Origin of the sequence: Kribbella solani, assembly GCF_014205295.1 — a bacterium.
In the GTDB taxonomy this organism is placed as follows: Bacteria; Actinomycetota; Actinomycetes; order Propionibacteriales; family Kribbellaceae; genus Kribbella; species Kribbella solani.
The window spans coordinates 6407950-6424129 of the sequence record NZ_JACHNF010000001.1; the positions used below are offsets into that span (position 1 = coordinate 6407950).

The following is a 16180-nucleotide window of genomic DNA, read 5'->3' on the forward strand; positions in this document are numbered from 1 at the left end:
GCAGACCGCCCGGACCGTGGTGTCAGCACGGCCCGGGCGGGCGGGGTCAGTTTTCTCCGAAGACCCTTACCACCTTGTTGTTCTTGTCATAGGCAGTGGCCTTCGGGAACACCTTCGCGGGGTGCTTGGCCTTGGAAGTGAAGACGTAGGCGAACCAGCCGTCGTTCACCGGCACCTCTTGCACCGGGCCGGTGCCCTGCTGAACCTTGACCTTGGTCGCGTTCGACGCGGCCCGGCCCCAGTCGACGTAGGTGTCACCGAAGCAGGCCCCGTTGTGGCACTGCCCGCCGCCGCCACCGCCCGAGTACAGGTCGAGGCGCTTGTTGCCGACCGCCGGCATGGCCGGGTCGAGGTTCGGGTCGATCTTGTCCAGCGTCAGCGAACCGATGCTGGTCAGGTCGTACCAGGGCGCATTCTCATCGGTTTGCAGGGTGCAGTTGACCGCCTTCTGCCTCGACGGCGAGACCGCGACCACAATCGCCTTGCCGAGCGCGGCGTTCCGGTCCTGGGCGACGACCGTCCACTTGGTCAGGTCGGACCAGGCGGCCACCGAGCAGGCCTTCAGCTGGCCGGCGAGATCTGCCGGGACACTCTTGGTCTTCTGGACCTCCGCGACCAGTGCCGCGGTCGGCTTGTCGCCGCCCGGGATGTCACAGCTCCCCGGCTTCGTCCCGTTCCGGAGGTCGTAGACGGCGGAATGCACCGAGCGGAACGTCTTGCCCATGAGGGGTAGCTTCTGCTCCGGGTTCCGGAGCGCGCAGCGGCGCTCGGCCTCCGCCTTGCTGATCGTCTGATTGACGCCGGCCTCCCCGCTGGGCACACCGGGCACGGCCTCGAACATCGAGCTGTCCTGCCCGGCAACGCTCGGCTGCCGGTCGGCGCTGGTCAGGTTCGGTACCAGGGCGGCGCCCAGCGCGATCACGGCAACCCCGGCGACGGCCCCACCAGCGCCGAACAGCTTGCGGCGGCGCCGGCCGCGGCGGCCCTTGGCCACCAGCTGAGCCGTGTCGAACGGCTCCAGCGGCTCGCCGTCGGCCAGCCGGTGCAACTCGGCGCTGACCTCACGTGTGTCATCCATCTTGTTCTCCTTCACAGCGCCGCCCGGCCGGATCGCCGGAGGTCGATGGCTCGTCGGAGAGTGTCGAGCCCACGAGCTGCCTGGCTTTTCACGGTGCCTTCCGAGCAGCCGAGGATCTCCGCGGTCTGCTCGACCGACAGGTCCTCGTAGTACCGCAGCACCACGCAGGCGCGCTGCCGCGGCCCGAGTGACCTCAGTGCTGCCAGTACCTCGTCCCGCTCGGCGTGACCGTGGGCGAAGTCGTCCGGAACCACTCGGTCCGGTACCTCGGCGATCGCCACCTCACGCCGCCAAGGCCGCCGCGTACCGTCGTACGCCACGTTCACCACCATCCGGCGCGCATAGGCCAGCGGGTTACCGACCCGCCGCACCTTGGGCCAGGCCAGATACAGCTTGTACAGCGCGTCCTGGACGATGTCGTCCGCCTTGTGCCGATCTCCCGACACCAAGAACGCCGTCCGCCGTAACGCCGCGCCCGCCACCTCGACGAACTCGACGTACTCCCGGTCCCGCTCCGCCATCCAAGCCTCCACTCTCCATCTCCACCTCAAGACGGAAAGCCGAATCCCCCAGGTTGCACCGTCACCAGATTCGCATACGAATCCGTCCGGTGGGGCTAACTGGAGAGGTGGGCGACATTCTGCCAGGCGGGGTCGGGGGTGGTGACCAGGGTCACTTTGCCGTGTGGCCAGCCGGTGGTGGCGGCTTGCAGCTGGGCGTCGGCGGGGGTGGTGCTGTCGGTGTAGTAGTGCAGGATTCGGGTGCCGGCCGACGTCTCGTGGGCGAGCAGGTTGCCGGAGCCGCCGAGGCGGTCGGTGAGGTGGTCCTCGAAGGCGCGGAGTTCGTCCAGCATCTCGGATTCGGGCAGGCCGTCGTCGCGGACCAAGGGGTACTGGATCGAGACCGCGACGTGCGTGTCGAGGTGCGGCCGGCGGATCGAACGCAGTGGGTACTCGGCGGTGGCGATCACCCGTCGACCGTCCCGCGTACCCTCCAGCATCTTCCAGGCCGGGCTGCCGTCGTCGAGGGTGTGCTCGGCGGCGAACCCGGCCACCGCGGGCAGCAACTCCTGTACGGGTACGGCGCCCGCGGGTGCCTCCGCCAGCGGGTCGATCGCGCCGACCCAGGTCTCCACCATCTCCTCACCCAGGACCAGATCGAGGATCAGGAAGGTCACCCGACGCTGCGCGTCCACCGGCAGGGTCCCGAACACCGGGTGGTGTACGCCGACATGCACCGACGCCGAATCCGGATCGATCGACACCAGCGATTCGTCGATCGCGACCGGCGGCAGTCCGTCGAACTGGATCGTCACCGCGGGTCCGGGGCGGCGCAGGTCGGCGTACTCCCAGACCTGGTCCGACGTCGGCGCGGCCCGCAGCCAGCGGCGGGCGACCGCGCGCTGGGCCGGGTTGCCGGCGGCGGTGACGATCAGCACGTGCTCGGCGTGCAGCCCGGGCCCGAGCTCCCACTCCAGGTCCGGGTGGATGCGGGCGATCCGCTCGTTCAGCGTCGCGTTCGCGTCGGCCGGCTGCCGGCGGGTGACGGCGTCCGCGACCGTCGTGGCGCCGGTACCGGCCCACCAGGACCAGAACGCGCCGATCGGGTCGGCGTCCACCACGATCCGCTTCCGGCGCTTGAAGATGGGCATGCGCGCATCTTCTCCCAGCCAGGGGTGCGACCGCCGAACCAGTACACCTGCTGGTGTGGTCCCGGCCACACGATTAGGGAGCGCTCAGTTCAGGCGCGTAGCCTGCAGACACCACTGCGGCTGGGTGGGTTTGACGAGGAGGAACACGTAGTGCTTCGGCGAGTCCTGCTGGGCATGTCCCGCAGCCCCCAGATCAAGAAGGCAGTGTCGTCGCTGCCGGTGTCCAGTGGGATCGTGGCGCGGTTCGTCGCCGGTGAGACCGCTCCGGAGGCCGTGCTGGCGACCGAGAAGCTGGTCAGCAACGGCCTGAACGTGACGCTCGATCACCTCGGTGAGGACGTCACCGACCTGGCCGCCGCGCAGGCCACCGCCGACGCGTACCTCGACCTGCTGAAGAAGCTCGCCGCCGCCGGCCTGACCAAGCACGCCGAGGTCTCGGTGAAGCTGTCCGCCGTCGGCCAGGCGCTGCCGGGCGACGGCGAGAAGATCGCGCTGGAGAACGCGCGCACCATCTGCCGCGCGGCCCGCAACGCCGGCACGACGGTGACCCTCGACATGGAGGACCACACCACCACCGACTCCACGCTGGGCATCCTGCACGAGCTGCGCCAGGACTTCCCGGAGACCGGCGCGGTCCTGCAGGCGTACCTGCGGCGGACCGAGGCCGACTGCCGCGACCTCGCGTACGCCGGCTCCCGGGTCCGGTTGTGCAAGGGCGCGTACAAGGAGCCGGAGTCGGTCGCGTTCCAGGAGAAGCGCCAGGTCGACAAGGCGTACGTACGCGCGACGAAGGTACTGATGAACGGCGCCGGCTACCCGATGATCGCCTCGCACGACCCGCGGCTGATCTCGATCGCGGGCGCGCTCGCCGACCGCGCGAACCGGCAGCCGGGCAGTTTCGAGTACCAGCTGCTGTTCGGCATCCGCCCCGAGGAGCAGCTCCGGCTGGCCGGGCAGGGGCACACCGTGCGCGTCTACATCCCGTACGGCGAGGACTGGTACGGCTACCTGGTCCGCCGCCTCGCCGAACGGCCCGCGAACCTGCGGTTCTTCGCCCGCTCCTTGATCAGCAAGAAGTAGCCCGCCCGCCTCGCGCTAGCCTGTGGACCATGAGTGCACAGGTGGCGGTCCTCGGGGCCGGAGTGATGGGGGAGACGTTGCTGTCCGGGCTGATTCGGGCCGGCCGGCGACCGCAGGACCTCCTGATCACCGAGCGCAGGCCGGAGCGTGCCACTGAGCTGCGGGAGCGGTACGGGGTGGAGGTCGTCACCAACGTCGAGGCGGCGAAGCAGGCGGACACGCTGGTGCTCGTGGTGAAGCCGCAGGACATGCCTGACCTGCTCGCGGAGATCGCGCCCGCGATCCGGGTCGAGCAGACGGTGGTTTCGCTGGCTGCCGGTATCAGCACCCGGTTCGTCGAGTCGCGGTTGCCGGAAGGCGTCGCCGTCGTACGCGTGATGCCGAACACGCCTGCCCTGGTGGACGAGGGGATGGCCGCCATCTCGCGTGGCGCGCACTGCGACGAGAGCCACCTGGAGCTGGCCGAGAGCCTGCTGGCCGCGACCGGCCGGGTGATCCGGGTGCCGGAGAAGCAGCAGGACGCGGTGACCGCGATTTCCGGCTCTGGCCCGGCGTACCTGTTCTTCGTGGTCGAGGCGATGATCGAGGCGGGCGTACACATGGGTCTGCCCCGCGGTACGGCCACCGATCTGGTCGTACAGACCGTGGTCGGCTCGGCGAAGCTGCTCCGCGAAACCGGCGAGCACCCGACCGTACTGCGTGAACGCGTCACCTCCCCGGGTGGCACCACGGCCGCGGCGGTCCGCGAGCTGGAGGACCACAAGGTCCGCGCCGCGTTCCTGTCCGCGATCGAAGCCGCTCGCAACCGGTCACGAGATTTGGCCGCTGAGTAACACCTGTCGCTCAGGTGGCGTTAAGGTTGGGCGCCGAGGTATTCCTGCCATGTTCGAGGGATGATTCCGCCCATGGGTAATGGTTCGGTCGAGCCGGCCACCACACCTGCGCAGCCACAGCAGCACGAGGTGCCGCAGCTCCCGTGGCGTGTGCCGCTGGACCCGGCGCCCTGGTGGGCGTGGGCGCTGTTCGTCCTGCCCTTCATCGTCGTGCCCGCGCTGAACTCGTGGCTGTGGATGGGCGCCCGGGACATGCTCGCGGTCGGCCTGCTGACCATCATCGGCGCCTCGGTGGTACGAGTTGCCGGCGGCGTCGTGCTCTACCGGGTCGAGCTGACCGCGACCTCGCTGAAGGCGCGGACGAGCATGCTGATCCGGAGCCTGTCCTGGCAGGACGTGGACGCGATCGAGATCGGCGACGACAACGTCGTGCTGACCCACGGCCGGGACGAGAACGAGATCAACGGCATCCCGAAGGACCGCGCCGCCGAGGTCGGCGCCGTGATGGCGGCGATCCGGCAGCAGGCCGCGGACACCCCGACCCGCCGGCACCGCCCGCGGCCAGGTGTCGGCGCGCTGCTCGTCCTGCTCTACCTGGTCCTGTCCATCGGCGCGTTCCTGCTCCGCTGGCACATCGTCATCTGACGTCCGAGGATCTAGAGGGACAGCGTCGCGACAACCGGCCAGTGGTCGCTCGGGACGCGGCCTTCGGGGCGGTGGTGGGAGACGGCCGCGTCGGTGACGGTCCAGCCGGGGGTGACGAGGATGTGGTCGATCCGGTCGTCGTCGGTCGCGCCGGTGAAGTCGTGCCAGCTGCCGCCGGCCTCGAGTGGGACGGCGAGCGAGAGGCCGGATGCCAGCAGGGCCTTGAGCGGCGCGGAATCGGGGGTCGCGTTCAGGTCGCCCATCACGATCCATGGCAGCGAGCCGGTGATCCAGCGCGCGATCAGCCGCGACGACTGCAGCTGGGCGACCTCGCCGGCGTGGTCGTAGTGCGTGTTCACGACGCCGACCGTCGTACCGTTGCGATGCCGGAGCCAGACCAGGGTCGCGATCCGGGTCAGGTCGGCGTCCCAGCCGATCGACCCCGGCGTACCCGGATCGTCCGACAGCCAGCGCGTCTCATGTCGCTCGATCCGCCAGTCGCCGGGCCGGACCAGGACCGGGGAGTGCTCACCCGCATCCATCCCGTCGTCCCGGCCGGCGCCGACGATCTCGTACTTGGGGAACCGCCAGCGCAGGTACTCCAGCTGGTCGGGCAGCACTTCCTGCAGCCCGACCACGTCCGCGTCCAGCTGTTCGATCGCCGCCACCGCCGCCTTCCGCCGCACGGGCCAGGCGTTGTCGCCGTCCGGTGCGGAGGAGTTGCGGATGTTGAAGGAAGCGGTGCGGATCTTCATGGCGCAGATCCTGCCAAACCCATCGCCCGGGCCGCAGCCTGGAGTCGCGGCGTACTCGCGTCGAGGGCCCGGTCCCGGCCCTGAGCCAGCAGGTGATCGATCGCGCCCGGGTCGGTGGTCAGCCGCGCGTACTCGTTCTGCAGCGGTTCGATCAGCGCCAGTACCGCGTCCGCGACGTCCTGCTTGAGCTGGCCGTACGACGCGTACGCTGTCGCCAGCTCGACCGGATCGCCGTCGGTACACGCGGCCAGGATCTCCAGCAGGTTCGTCACGCCCGGCTTGTTCGCCTCGTCGTGCCGTACCTCGTTGCCCGAGTCGGTGACCGCGCGCATGATCTGCCGGCGGATCACGTCCGGCGGGTCGAGCAGCCGGATCGTACCGATCGCGTCGTCCGCGTCCGACTTGCTCATCTTCGCGGTCGGGTTCTGCAGGTCCTTCACCCGGGTCGCCAGCGCGGCCTTGTTCAGTCGCGGTACGACGAACGTCTCGCCGTACTCGCGGTTGAACCGGATCGCGACGTCCCGGGCGAGTTCCACGTGCTGGTCCTGGTCACCGCCGACGGGCACCCGCTCCGCGCCGTACAGCAGGATGTCCGCGGCCATCAGGCACGGGTACGTGAACAGCGAGGCCCTCGTCATCGGGCGGCCGTTGCCCTTCTCCTTGTACTGGATCATCCGGGACAGCTCACCGACGTACGACGTGCACTCCAGCAGGTACGCGAGCTGCGCGTGCGTGGGTACGTCGGACTGCACGAACACCGTGCCTTCGGGGACACCGGCCGCGAGCATCAGCGTCGCGAACTCGCGGGTCAGCGTGGCGAGTCTTCGGGGATCGTGCTTGGTCGTCATCGCGTGCAGGTTCGCGACGAAGTAGAAACCTCCCCTGTCGGTGAACCGGCGGAGCGCGCCGAGGTGGTTCCCGAGGGTGAGCCGGCCGGACGGGGTGATGCCGGAAAGCGAGGTCATGATGGTGCCCTTTCGGTGAGTCGGAGCCCCACCGAGGGCAAGAAAAAAGGCCGCCTCGGCGAGGCGGCCTTGGTGGCTGCGTGCGAACACGCGCTGGGATGGACCGCCCTAGGCGGCCCACCACTGCTGCAAGTTCGTGTTCACACAATCAGCCTACCAGCGACTGGACGATCAGCTCGTTCCGCGCGTCCTGACCGAGCGGGACCGACGGGTGTACGCCGTCGCGGAGGTAGTTGGCCAGCCGGTACGGCTTGACCCAGAGCCACTCGGCCCAGCGGATGATCCGCAGGTTCGGGTACCGCTCCTGCGCGTCGTACAACTGCATGTTCAGCCAGGAGCTGTTCCGCTGGTCGGCGAGCTGCACGGCCGCGGAGACACTGCGGCGGACGACCTGGAGGTTCACCCAGTACAGCGTCCGGTTCTGGCCGACGATGCTGACCGCGCGGGCGACCTGGGCGGCGAACTTCGGCGGGTCGAAGATGTCGTTCGAACCGCTCGCCATCAGGATGCGGCGCGGCAGCCCGTACGTCGACGCCCACTGCTGGAGCGCGTCGACCGCGCCGGAGGTCGGCCGGCTCGACCAGTTGTGTACGGCCAGCTGGGTGCCGTTGCGGTTCAGCAGCCGCACCGCCAGCGCCTTGCCGTCCTGGACCGAGATGCTGTCGCCGAACATGTAGACACCGCCGGTCTGGCGGGTGCGCTGGATCTGCTCCGGCGTGGAGATGGCCCGGGTCGCGGACGACCAGGAACCGGCGACGCCCGAGCCGTACGGTCCGGTGGAGGCGGTCGACGCCGCCAGCTCCGCGGCTGCCGGGCGGGCGGCGGCGGTCTGGGTCTGGACGCCGGCGGTAGCTGCGGCAGCGGCGGCCGCCGCTCCGGCCGTGACGATCTGCCGGCGCTTCGGGGTTGTCTTCCTCACCGGAGAACTGTGCGGCCTGGACCGGAGACGCGCAAGTCCGGATCTCACCGGAAGTTCACTGTATGCAGTCGGATCATGCGTTACTCAGGAGTAGATCAGCGGAAATTTGCAAATCCTGTAACGCTTTGCAGTCCGGGCCCGATAAATCGACTGTTGGACCACAGACGGGCCGGCGCGACCTGGGAGGGGTGTCGCGCCGCCCGTCGTCGTGTTTTCAGACCCTTTTCTGGGGTCCTCAGGCTGTCGGCACCACGCTGACGTCGATCGCGTCCAGCTCGGTGTAGCAGTCGCCCTTGGTGAACTTCACCGTGTTCGAGCCGGCAGTCAGCGGCAGATCGACCGCCGACTCACCGAGCAGGTCCCAGCTGTACGACGGGTACTTGACCGTCGCCGGCGGCCCGCCGTTCGCGGACACCTGGTGGCTGCAGACCGTCCCCATCCCGTTGGCGCCCCGGGCGCGGATCCGGTACGTGCCCGTGCTGCCGACCTGGAAGGTGAAGGTGACCGAGCTGTCGGGGTAGTCGATGTACCCGATCTTCCCGCCGCCGGACGCTGACGTGATCTGGACGCGCTTCGCGTTCGTGATCGTCGCGTTCGCGGTCTGCTCGGCCTCGTACCGGGTGATCGGTACGCCGGTCAGCGCGCCGTACCAGCGGATCGCCGCCTTCGACGCGGCGCCGTAGTTCGGGTGCCACATATCGACGAATTCGTACGGCTGGAACAGACCCGAGTTCGCGTCCACGTACCGCACCTGTTTGCCGGCCGCCGCCTTCGCCGCGACGATGCCGGGGATGGTGTAGTTGAACGCCGCCACCCGCGCGTAGTGGTTCGGGTCGGCAAGCTGCGGGATGCTCGCGACGAACAGCTTCACGCCCGGCAAGGTCGCCGTGATGGTGTCGAGCAGCGTCGACAGTTTGCCGGGCGCGGCGCCCGCCGAGGCGTCGTCGTACATGTCGTTGGTGCCGATCTGAAGGGTGATCACGTCCGGCCGGTACGTCGTCAGCCAGCCGGTGACGCTGCCCTGGATCTGTCCGATCGTCCAGCCGCCGTGCCCTTCGTGATCACGGTCCCCGAGGACACCGGCTGGTCCGCTGTTCACCGACCCGACGAAGTCGACCGGTCTGCCGTCGGCGCGCAACAGCTGCCACAAGTCGGCCCGGTACGCGGCTCCGGCGGCGTCACCACCGACGGTGTTCGAGTCGCCCAGCGGCATCAGCTTGGTCGGCGTCGCGCGACTGATCGGCACGGCCGGCTCGTCGGCCGTCGGGGCGGAAGTTGGAGCGAGGGTGAAGGCCAACGCGCCGACGCCGGCGATGGCAGGCAGCGCACGGAGTAATCCACTGGGCAAACCACTGGGCAAACCACTGAGCAAACCGCTGGGCAATCCACGCATGGGGTATCTCCTTCGGGGCGGCGGATGCCCCGATCGTCGGCCTGGCCCCGGCCGGCGGCAATCTATTCGAGCGCCCTGGAACCCTTCACCAGCTCGTCGATCAGCGGCCCGGCCACCGCCATCAGCTGCTCGGGCGCGGCGTCCAGCCCTTCGAGGCGAACCAGGTGCCGGCTGATCACCAGGCCGAGGGTGAGCGCACCGATGACACCCGATCGCAAGACGGCGTCCTCGCCAGGCAGAAGCGCCGCGACCTGCCGTTGCTGGGCCGCCATCGCTGCCCGGACCTCGTCGGCCGCGGCTGGGTGGCTGAACATGGCGCGGAGCGCACCCAGCGCGGCGGTCGGCTCATCGGTCAGCTTGCTGCTGAGCGCGTCCGCCAGTTGCCGGGCGATCTGGTCCGGTGTGCCGTCGATCGGCCCGGCTGCCGGGATCGCGGTGGCCTGGGCGAACAACTTCTCCTTGGAACCGAAGTACCGCATCACCAGGCCGGGGTCGCTGCCGGCCGCGGTGGCGATCGCCCGGATCGTGGTCCGGTCGAAGCCGCGCTCACCGAAGAGTTGCCGGGCCGCGGCGAGGATTCGGTCCTCGGTCCGTTGTCGTTGCTCGAGCCGGGTCGCCATCACCTCAGTCTACGGATGTTGACTCGAGTGCTATGGTTTCAGTCAACACTTGTAGACTGAAACCGGGAGCTCCGATGCTGCAGACGATCGCGCTGACCTTCCTCGGCGTGCTGATGGGGACCAACGGCATTCCGCACTTCGTGCAGGGCATCACCGCCCGCGAGTACCCGAACGTGACCGGGAACTCGGCCACCCACAACGCGATCGCCGGACTGGCGGCCTTCGCGGTCGCCGGTGCGCTGATCGCGCCGGCGCACGTCGGCCGGCATCCGTGGCCGGCGTTGATCGCCGGTGCGCTGGGTGCTGGGGTGATGTCGGTCTTCCATGCCCGTCGGGGTGCCTACTGGCTGAGCAGGAGGTTCGGGAAACCTCTGCCTGAGCTGTGACGGTTAAGGTCGTTGCCATGAGTGGCGAGGCGTTGCTGGTGTTCGACGACGGATTGACGGCTTACGACTTCGGCCACGGGCATCCGATGAATCCGGTCCGGGTCGAGTTGACGATCAAGCTCGCGCGGGCACTCGGCGTACTCGACCGGCTGAAGGTGGTGCCCGCGCCGGCCGCTGACGATGCGCTGCTGGAGAGCGTGCACACCGCCGAGTACGTTGCCGCGGTGAAGCGCGCCGGCGAGTACCCGGACGACGCGGACCCGGCGCACGGGCTGGGTACCAGCGACACGTACTGCTTCCCGAACATGCACGAGGTCTCGGCCCGGATCGCCGGCGCTTCGGTCGAGGCGGCGCGGGCGGTGTGGCAGGGCGACGTACTGCATGCGGCGAACGTCGCGGGCGGTCTGCACCACGCGATGCCCAACCAGGCCAGCGGTTTCTGCGTGTACAACGACCCGGCGATCGCGATCCAGTGGCTGCTCGATCACGGCGCCGAGCGGGTCGCGTACGTGGATGTGGACGTACACCACGGCGACGGCGTACAGACCGTGTTCTACAACGACCCACGGGTGCTGACCGTCAGCCTGCACGAGTCGCCGACCACGTTGTTCCCAGGTACGGGCAGCGCCGGCGAGACCGGTGGACCGGGCGCGGAAGGTACGGCGGTCAACGTGGCGCTGCCGCCTGGTACGGGCGATGCCGGTTGGCTGCGGGCGTTCCACGCGGTCGTACCGGACGTGGTCAAGGCGTTCCGGCCGAGCGTACTGGTCACGCAGCACGGATGTGACTCGCACGTCGAGGACCCGCTGGCGCACCTGACCAAGACGATCGACGGGCAGCGGGCCGCGTACCTGGCGCTGCACGACCTCGCGCACGAGTTGACCGAGGGGAAGTGGGTCGCGACCGGTGGCGGCGGGTACGCGATCATCGATGTGGTCCCGCGGGCCTGGACCCATCTGCTGGCGATCGTGGCCGGCGAGCCGATCGACCCGGCCACCCCGGTGCCGGACGGGTGGCGCGAGGAGGTCCAGCTGCGCTTCGGACGGGTCGCGCCGCTGCGGATGACCGACGGCCGCGAGCCCACGTACGCCGACTGGTCGACCGGCTACAACCCCGGCGCTTGGCTGGACCGGGCCATCAAGGCCACCCGGGACGCCAGCTTCCCGCTGCTCGGGCTCGATCCAACCTACTGAGCGCTCGGGTTCAGTACCCGTTCCGAGTTCAACGATTGAGTCACAGGAGTCCCCCTCTTTCCCATTCGCACCAACAGCCACTACGCTCGTGACATGCACGGACGGAGGTGCCGGAGGGGAAGCCGGCGCACGATCCGTGCTGGAAGTGCGGTGCGCAATGGCATCAAAGAAGTCCGGTGGTGAGCAGCCGCTCGCCGAGGTGAAGTTCCTGACCGTGGCGGAGGTCGCCACGGCCATGCGCGTGTCCAAGATGACTGTGTACCGGTTGGTGCACTCCGGCGAACTGCCCGCGGTCCGCGTGGGACGTTCGTTCCGGGTGTCGGAGGACGCCGTGCACGACTACCTCAAAGGCGCCTACTTTCAGGCCGGATAACCACGAGAAACGAAGGGCCGGTTCCAGCTACCTGGACCGGCCCTTCGTCATGTCAACTGCGGTTTCGGGGCTGGTGAGGGCGCGGAGTGACTCGGCCGCCTGGGTGACTGCTGTGGTGGGCAGGTTGGCCCAGTGCTCGTGGTGTGCCGCGGCGCCGGCGGCGACTGCACGCCCGGCGAGCTCGACGCCCTCCAGGGTGAGCCGGAGCTGCGTCCCGCGTCCGTCCTCCGGGTCCGGCTCGCGCACCACCAGCCCCCTCCCATCCAACTGCCCTCACCGCATCAGCCACGTACTTAGCCGGCCAGGTTCGGCGGCTCGACAGGTAGTGCACCGGCGAGACGGTGTACACGCGGCGGCGATCACGCTCAGGTGCACTACCCAGCCGGCCAGTACCTCCTGTCGTGCCGCTGAAGTTACCGGGCGAGCAGCGCGCGAATGGCGGTGGTGATCTCGGCCGGGGCCTCCTCGGCCATGAAATGGCCGGCGGTGGTGGTCTGATGGTGGAGGTCGGTCGCCCACGCCTTCCAACGGGCCGCCGCGTCGAACCCCAGCGCCGCGCCCCAGTCCTGCTGAATCACCGTCACCGGCATCCGCAGTTTGTTGCCCTGAGCAAGATCAATCTCGTCGTCCGCGACATCGACGGTCGCCGACGCTCGATAGTCCGCGACGATCGACGGTACGGCTGCCCGGCACGACTCGAGGTAGTGCGCGCGTACATCAGCCGGGATCGCCGCCGGATCTTTCGTCCACAGGTCAAGGAAGTACCCGAAGAACTCGTCCGAACTCGCGGCAATCATCCGTTCCGCCAACCCAGGCGGCTGCGCCATCAAGTACAAATGAAACCCGACCGCCGCGCCGGCCCCGTGCATCACTTCCCACATGTCCAACGTCGGCAACACATCCAGACACATCAGGTGCGTCACCACGTCCGGATGATCCATCCCCGCCCGAAACGCGACCAGCGCCCCACGGTCATGCCCCACCAACGCGAACCGCTCATACCCAAGTCCCCGCACGACCCCCACCACATCCGCCGCCATCACCCGCTTCGAATACCCGTCAGCAGGTTTGTCACTACCCCCGTACCCCCGCAGATCCGGCACGATCACCGTGTGCTCCGCCACCAACGCCCGAGCAACCTCCCGCCACATCAAATGCGTCTGCGGAAACCCATGCAACAACACCACCGGCAACCCCGACCCCGCGACCGCGACGTTCAACTCGATGTCGTCGGCCCCGCGCACGCGGACGTACTCAAATCCCTCGATCTCCATGTCACCAGCGTCGCGCCGGTCGATGAGCGTTCGATGAGCGTTACCGTGGGTGGGTGGAGTTTGGGGTGTTGGGGCCGGTGGTGGGGTGGGATGTGGGGCCGGTTGATTTGAAGGGGCCCCGGCATCGGGCGGTGTTGGGGCGGTTGATTGTGGCGCGGGGGCGGGTGGTGCCGGTCGAGGTGTTGATCGGGGATCTGTGGACGGTTCCGCCGGCTGGGGCGTTGAGTGCGGTGCGTACGTTTGTTGCCGCGTTGCGCCGGGCGATCGAACCGGATCGGGCGCCGCGTACACCGCCGCGGTTGCTGATCACGTCCGGCCCTGGGTACGCGTTGAAAACGGAGAACGTGGACGCGTGGCGGTTCGAGGCGGCCGTACGGGCGTCGTTGCCGGCCGAAGAGTTGTTGCCGGAGTTGCTGTCCGCGTTGGCGTTGTGGCGCGGGCCGGCGTACGCGGAGTTCGCCGATGAGGGGTGGGCGCTGGCCGAGCGGAAGCGGTTGACGGAGCTGCGGTTGCGGGCGGTGGAGCGGGTCGCGGAGGCGCGGCTGGCGTTGGGGCGGGCGGCGGATGCCGTACCTGAGTTGGACGCGCATGTGACCGAGCATCCGTGGCGCGAGGACGCTTGGCGGCTGCTCGCGCTGGGGTTGTACCGGAGTGGGCGTCAAGGTGATGCGTTGGCTGTACTGCGTCGCGCCCGCGAAACCCTGGTCAGTCAACTCGGCGTCGATCCCAGCCCAACCCTCGCCCGGCTGGAAACCGACATCCTCAACCAGGATTCGCACTTGGCTCTACCTGCTCGAGTTGAGGCAGGTGGGGTCTGGGAGGAGGCTGCGGCGGTGTACGGGCGGGTGGTCGGCGGGTCGCGGGCTCGGATCGAGTCTTCGGTCGGGTTGTTGCGGAGTCTTGCGGTGGCCGGGGGTGGGGGATTGGAGGCTGCCCGGCGGCATCGGCTGGCGGCCGTGGTGGCGGCTGAGGAGCTTGGTGATCCGGACCTGACCGCTCGGGTGATCGGCGCGTACGACGTACCGGCGATCTGGACGCGGGCGGATGATGAAGCGCAGGCGGCCGCGATCGTGGCGGCGGCCGAGCGGGTACTGCCGACGCAGGATCATCCGAGTATCCGTGCCCGCCTGCTCGCGACCATCGCGCTCGAGTCACGCGGCTCACGGGAAGCACCCCGCCTGGACGAACCTCGTCTGGACGGACCTCGCCTGGTCGGGCAGCGGCGTGTTTCGGCGTCGCGTGCCCGCGAGGCGGCGCTGGAGGCCGAGGAGCTGGCGCGCGGTCTCGACGACCCGATGCTGCTCGCGTTCGCGTTGAACGGGGACTTCATGCAGACCTGTTACCGCTCCGGCCTCGCGCCACAACGGGCAGCGATCGGTACGGAGCTCGTCGCGTTGTCCCAGCGCCACAACCTCTTTACGTACGAGGTTCTGGGCCATCTCATCAGCATGCAAGCAGCCTGCGCCACGGCCGATCACACGCGCGCCGATGAGCACGCGCAGGCCGCGGACGCGCTCGCAGTACGCCATGAGTTTCCGCTGGTCGCGGTGTTCACCCGCTGGTACGCCGCACTGCGCGAGGACACACCGGAGTCCTATCGCGCGGCCGCCAGCTTGCTGGACGATGCGGGCATGCCGGGGTTGAGCGATGGACTGCTTCCGCTGGCGTTGGCCGCGCACGCCGTACGCCATGGGGAACCGATTCCGGTAGCCGACTACGGTCCGCATACGCGGGGGATGCACGGATCACCGCCGCCGGGTTTGCTGCTCGAGGCGTACTCGGCGCTGACCGTCCACCAAGCACGGCAGTCAGGTGATCTTCGGTTGCTCGCGAAGGCACAAGCCGCGCTAGCACCCGCGGCCGACGAGGAGGCGGCCGGCAGCGGCCTGCTCACCCTCGGCCCAGTCGCCGACTACCTCAACTAGCGCCGACGGCCTCGACTAGCGCCGGTCCCGCGAGACCAGAGGCCGTAGACGCCGTCCCGCCAGGCTAGAGGTCGTCCGGTGAGCCGGTCTCGGACTTCCGGTCCGCCTGCTGTCGTAGCTCGTAGTGCGACTGGTGCCCGGTCGTCCGGTACGCCTCCTCGTACGCGGCCAGTGCCCCGGCCACACCGGACCCGCGTCCGCGCCGCTTCGCCCACGAGGCGAACCAGGTCAGCCCGCCCAGCACGACCACGACGCCACCGAGAAACACCACGTACGCCATGCCCTTCACGGTACCGCCCGTTCCCAGCCGGCTCCCAGGTTGCTGCCAGGGGCGTCGCAGCCCGCGGCGTCAGGATGGAATCACCAACCTGAAGGAGGCACCCGATGCCGATCCGAATCGTCAAAACCGTTGCCGTAGGCACCATCGCGTCCCTGGGCCTGGCCGCCGTCGCCTTCACCCCCGCCGCCTACGCGAGCAGCAGCAAGCAGACCGCCACCCCGCACCTGGCCGTACTGGCCGAGCCGGTCGGCGCTGTCACCGCCCGCAAGGCCGCCTAAGGTCCAGGCTCCAGTCGTTGCAGCGCATCCAGTGCCCTTTCGGGTACTCGAAATCGCGCTCGCGGACGAGGCTGAAGCCGGCCTTGCGGCAGAGCGCGTTGGACGCCGCGTTGGTCACGCCGGGGTAGGCGTGCAGCGTCCGGTACGAGCCGGCCGCCCGCGCGACCTCCGCCACTGCCTGCACCGCCAAGGCCGCCAGACCGCGACCCTGGAACTCCGGCAGCACCGCCCACCCGGTCTCCCACACCGTCTCGGTGTGCTCGGGGTCGTCGGCGTGTTCCCAGTACCCGATCAGGCCGGCCCGCTCGCCGTCTTCGGTGACGATCACGAACATCTGCCCGGTGAAAGCATTCTCGGCGTACTTGCGATGCCGGTCACGCACCTTCTCCGGCGTCTCCGGGCCACCCAGATGCGCCGTCATCTCGGGCGTGTTGCACCGCTCGAGCAGCCCGAAATCCTGCTCACTCCACGATTCCAGCGTCACCATGCCGACAGTCCACCACCCGACACCGACAGTTTTCACCCCGGGATG

Annotated in this window: 20 protein-coding genes; 8 read left to right on the forward strand and 12 right to left on the reverse strand. The window is 69.0% G+C overall.

Translation table 11 applies throughout. The features are described from left to right. Positions 1-46 precede the first annotated feature (46 nt). The 3 genes from HDA44_RS29630 to HDA44_RS29640 form a co-directional block, all read right to left on the reverse strand. On the reverse strand, positions 47-1078 hold the full coding sequence (locus HDA44_RS29630; protein ID WP_184839998.1) for a hypothetical protein: 1032 nt from the start codon (positions 1076-1078) through the stop codon (positions 47-49). Between the two features lie 11 nt (positions 1079-1089). Next, on the reverse strand, positions 1090-1599 hold the full coding sequence (locus HDA44_RS29635) for a SigE family RNA polymerase sigma factor (protein WP_184840000.1): 510 nt from the start codon (positions 1597-1599) through the stop codon (positions 1090-1092). A 95-nt stretch (positions 1600-1694) separates the two neighbouring features. Then, positions 1695-2729, reverse strand: coding sequence for a DUF695 domain-containing protein (locus tag HDA44_RS29640; protein ID WP_184840002.1), 1035 nt, complete (start codon positions 2727-2729; stop codon positions 1695-1697). Between the two features lie 150 nt (positions 2730-2879). Between HDA44_RS29640 and HDA44_RS29645 the strand changes: the two genes are divergently transcribed. From HDA44_RS29645 to HDA44_RS29655, 3 genes are all read left to right on the forward strand, one after another. Continuing rightward, positions 2880-3809, forward strand: coding sequence for a proline dehydrogenase family protein (locus tag HDA44_RS29645; RefSeq protein ID WP_184840004.1), 930 nt, complete (start codon positions 2880-2882; stop codon positions 3807-3809). Positions 3810-3838: 29 nt separating this feature from the next. Continuing rightward, a complete protein-coding gene (gene proC, locus HDA44_RS29650; RefSeq protein ID WP_184840006.1) occupies positions 3839-4642 on the forward strand; it encodes a pyrroline-5-carboxylate reductase in 804 nt (267 codons plus the stop codon). 72 nt (positions 4643-4714) lie between these two features. After that, on the forward strand, positions 4715-5287 hold the full coding sequence (locus tag HDA44_RS29655) for a hypothetical protein (protein ID WP_238352581.1): 573 nt from the start codon (positions 4715-4717) through the stop codon (positions 5285-5287). A gap of 11 nt (positions 5288-5298) precedes the next feature. On the opposite strand, the gene HDA44_RS29660 is transcribed toward HDA44_RS29655, so the two are convergent. The 5 genes from HDA44_RS29660 to HDA44_RS29680 all read right to left on the reverse strand — a co-directional run bounded on the left by HDA44_RS29660 (position 5299) and on the right by HDA44_RS29680 (position 9939). Further along, a complete protein-coding gene (locus HDA44_RS29660; RefSeq protein WP_184840010.1) occupies positions 5299-6042 on the reverse strand; it encodes an endonuclease/exonuclease/phosphatase family protein in 744 nt (247 codons plus the stop codon). Beyond that, complete coding sequence (gene trpS / locus HDA44_RS29665; protein WP_184840012.1) at positions 6039-7007, reverse strand: tryptophan--tRNA ligase; 969 nt, start codon at positions 7005-7007, stop codon at positions 6039-6041. Before trpS ends, HDA44_RS29660 begins: the two co-directional genes overlap by 4 nt. Positions 7008-7155: 148 nt before the next feature. Continuing rightward, the gene (locus HDA44_RS29670; RefSeq protein WP_184840014.1) at positions 7156-7926 is read right to left on the reverse strand and encodes an SGNH/GDSL hydrolase family protein; all 771 of its coding nucleotides are present in this window, start codon (positions 7924-7926) and stop codon (positions 7156-7158) included. Positions 7927-8161: 235 nt separating this feature from the next. Next, positions 8162-9319 carry a GDSL-type esterase/lipase family protein gene (locus tag HDA44_RS29675; RefSeq protein WP_184840016.1) on the reverse strand — a complete coding sequence of 386 codons (1158 nt, stop codon included), beginning with the start codon at positions 9317-9319 and terminating at the stop codon, positions 8162-8164. Positions 9320-9381: 62 nt separating this feature from the next. After that, complete coding sequence (locus HDA44_RS29680; RefSeq protein WP_184840017.1) at positions 9382-9939, reverse strand: TetR/AcrR family transcriptional regulator; 558 nt, start codon at positions 9937-9939, stop codon at positions 9382-9384. Positions 9940-10013: 74 nt separating this feature from the next. Here HDA44_RS29680 and HDA44_RS29685 point away from each other — a divergent pair, with 74 nt between their 5' ends. The 3 genes from HDA44_RS29685 to HDA44_RS29695 all read left to right on the forward strand — a co-directional run bounded on the left by HDA44_RS29685 (position 10014) and on the right by HDA44_RS29695 (position 11891). Beyond that, a complete protein-coding gene (locus tag HDA44_RS29685; RefSeq protein WP_184840019.1) occupies positions 10014-10325 on the forward strand; it encodes a hypothetical protein in 312 nt (103 codons plus the stop codon). Between the two features lie 17 nt (positions 10326-10342). After that, entirely contained in the window at positions 10343-11518 is a 1176-nt protein-coding gene (locus HDA44_RS29690; RefSeq protein ID WP_184840021.1) for an acetoin utilization protein AcuC, read from the forward strand. A gap of 157 nt (positions 11519-11675) precedes the next feature. Further along, entirely contained in the window at positions 11676-11891 is a 216-nt protein-coding gene (locus tag HDA44_RS29695; RefSeq protein WP_132209923.1) for a helix-turn-helix domain-containing protein, read from the forward strand. A gap of 27 nt (positions 11892-11918) precedes the next feature. On the opposite strand, the gene HDA44_RS29700 is transcribed toward HDA44_RS29695, so the two are convergent. Together HDA44_RS29700 and HDA44_RS29705 are read right to left on the reverse strand one after the other, a co-directional pair. Continuing rightward, complete coding sequence (locus tag HDA44_RS29700) at positions 11919-12140, reverse strand: hypothetical protein (RefSeq protein ID WP_184840023.1); 222 nt, start codon at positions 12138-12140, stop codon at positions 11919-11921. Between the two features lie 164 nt (positions 12141-12304). Next, on the reverse strand, positions 12305-13165 hold the full coding sequence (locus tag HDA44_RS29705) for an alpha/beta fold hydrolase (protein ID WP_184840025.1): 861 nt from the start codon (positions 13163-13165) through the stop codon (positions 12305-12307). Between the two features lie 92 nt (positions 13166-13257). Between HDA44_RS29705 and HDA44_RS29710 the strand changes: the two genes are divergently transcribed. Continuing rightward, positions 13258-15090 (forward strand): AfsR/SARP family transcriptional regulator, encoded by a 1833-nt coding sequence (locus HDA44_RS29710; protein WP_337906832.1) that lies wholly within the window; start codon positions 13258-13260, stop codon positions 15088-15090. 64 nt (positions 15091-15154) lie between these two features. On the opposite strand, the gene HDA44_RS29715 is transcribed toward HDA44_RS29710, so the two are convergent. After that, positions 15155-15370, reverse strand: a complete 216-nt coding sequence (locus HDA44_RS29715; RefSeq protein WP_184840029.1) for a hypothetical protein — start codon at positions 15368-15370, stop codon at positions 15155-15157. A gap of 104 nt (positions 15371-15474) precedes the next feature. Between HDA44_RS29715 and HDA44_RS29720 the strand changes: the two genes are divergently transcribed. Further along, positions 15475-15648 carry a hypothetical protein gene (locus HDA44_RS29720; RefSeq protein ID WP_184840031.1) on the forward strand — a complete coding sequence of 58 codons (174 nt, stop codon included), beginning with the start codon at positions 15475-15477 and terminating at the stop codon, positions 15646-15648. Here the strand turns inward: HDA44_RS29720 and HDA44_RS29725 are convergent. Further along, entirely contained in the window at positions 15626-16171 is a 546-nt protein-coding gene (locus HDA44_RS29725) for a GNAT family N-acetyltransferase (protein ID WP_337906563.1), read from the reverse strand. The genes HDA44_RS29720 and HDA44_RS29725 overlap by 23 nt on opposite strands. Positions 16172-16180 lie beyond the last annotated feature (9 nt).

Bases quoted from the DNA above. Each gene is read 5' to 3' on its own strand.
- HDA44_RS29630 (WP_184839998.1), bottom strand. From the start codon at position 1,078: ATGGATGACACACGTGAGGTCAGCGCCGAGTTGCACCGGCTGGCCGAC.
- HDA44_RS29635 (WP_184840000.1), bottom strand. From the start codon at position 1,599: ATGGCGGAGCGGGACCGGGAGTACGTCGAGTTCGTCGAGGTGGCGGGC.
- HDA44_RS29640 (WP_184840002.1), bottom strand. From the start codon at position 2,729: ATGCCCATCTTCAAGCGCCGGAAGCGGATCGTGGTGGACGCCGACCCG.
- proC (WP_184840006.1), top strand. From the start codon at position 3,839: ATGAGTGCACAGGTGGCGGTCCTCGGGGCCGGAGTGATGGGGGAGACG.
- HDA44_RS29655 (WP_238352581.1), top strand. From the start codon at position 4,715: ATGGGTAATGGTTCGGTCGAGCCGGCCACCACACCTGCGCAGCCACAG.
- HDA44_RS29660 (WP_184840010.1), bottom strand. From the start codon at position 6,042: ATGAAGATCCGCACCGCTTCCTTCAACATCCGCAACTCCTCCGCACCG.
- trpS (WP_184840012.1), bottom strand. From the start codon at position 7,007: ATGACCTCGCTTTCCGGCATCACCCCGTCCGGCCGGCTCACCCTCGGG.
- HDA44_RS29675 (WP_184840016.1), bottom strand. From the start codon at position 9,319: ATGCGTGGATTGCCCAGCGGTTTGCTCAGTGGTTTGCCCAGTGGTTTG.
- HDA44_RS29680 (WP_184840017.1), bottom strand. From the start codon at position 9,939: ATGGCGACCCGGCTCGAGCAACGACAACGGACCGAGGACCGAATCCTC.
- HDA44_RS29685 (WP_184840019.1), top strand. From the start codon at position 10,014: ATGCTGCAGACGATCGCGCTGACCTTCCTCGGCGTGCTGATGGGGACC.
- HDA44_RS29690 (WP_184840021.1), top strand. From the start codon at position 10,343: ATGAGTGGCGAGGCGTTGCTGGTGTTCGACGACGGATTGACGGCTTAC.
- HDA44_RS29695 (WP_132209923.1), top strand. From the start codon at position 11,676: ATGGCATCAAAGAAGTCCGGTGGTGAGCAGCCGCTCGCCGAGGTGAAG.
- HDA44_RS29705 (WP_184840025.1), bottom strand. From the start codon at position 13,165: ATGGAGATCGAGGGATTTGAGTACGTCCGCGTGCGCGGGGCCGACGAC.
- HDA44_RS29715 (WP_184840029.1), bottom strand. From the start codon at position 15,370: ATGGCGTACGTGGTGTTTCTCGGTGGCGTCGTGGTCGTGCTGGGCGGG.
- HDA44_RS29720 (WP_184840031.1), top strand. From the start codon at position 15,475: ATGCCGATCCGAATCGTCAAAACCGTTGCCGTAGGCACCATCGCGTCC.